Below are 915 nucleotides of genomic sequence, written 5' to 3'. Positions count from 1 at the left end.
TTGCGCAAACAGATAAGGTGATTAGTTTTTTCTCGATGGGCGTGAATCAGTCGAGTGCTGGCGTTGATAAAGCTGCGAGTATTATCAATTGTCATCTTGCGAGTGGAAAAATCGGCAAAGAAGGGTGTGGACCTTTCTCTATTACCGGTCAACCAAATGCAATGGGCGGTCGAGAAGTAGGCGGTTTGGCCAACTTGCTGGCTGCACATATGGATATTGATAACGCAGAACATCGCGCGCTAGTACAAGAATATTGGTCATGCCCAACAATTGTTGAATCGCATGGGCATAAGGCTGTAGATCTGTTTCAAAAGATTGAATCAGGCGATGTTAAAGCGGTCTGGGTGATGGCGACCAATCCTGTCGTGAGTCTGCCAAACAGGCTTCAAATAGAGAGCGCGCTGAAAAAATGTGATTTCGTTGTTGTCTCAGATTATGTGTCGTCAAACGATACTTTACCCTTTGCTGATGTGAAGTTGCCGGCGACGAGCTGGTCAGAAAAAGATGGCACGGTGACGAATTCAGAGCGCACGATTTCTCGTCAAAGAGCTTTCTTGCCGCCTCTAGGTGAGGCAAAGCATGACTGGCGAATTATCTGTGATGTCGCAATTGCAATGGGTTTTGACGGATTTGATTTCGCTTCTCAGCATGAGGTCTTCGATGAGTATGCTGGATTGACGGCATATAAAAACAACGGAAGTCGGGACTTAGATCTAAGTGGTTTGTGTGATTTATCGTCTCAAGAATACGATCAGCTAGCTCCTGTTCAATGGCCCATAAACGACGAGAACCCAAAGGGCACTAAACGATTATTTGAAGATGGAAAGTTCTTTACTCTGTCTCAAAAAGCAAACTGTATTGCGGTGCAGTTCCGTCCTCCTGAGCAGGCAGTTAGTGAAGACTTTCCGTTTGTGT

The 915-nt window shown here is 45.7% G+C and carries 1 protein-coding gene; it reads left to right on the top strand.

The annotated features are described in order from the left end of the window. Positions 1-17: 17 nt before the first annotated feature. On the top strand, positions 18-915 hold an 898-nt coding region (locus A3739_RS02845; protein WP_231876985.1), incomplete at its 3' end, for a molybdopterin-dependent oxidoreductase.

This window comes from Oleiphilus sp. HI0067, from assembly GCF_001635735.1.
This window is presented reverse-complemented; position numbering and strand designations above follow the sequence as displayed.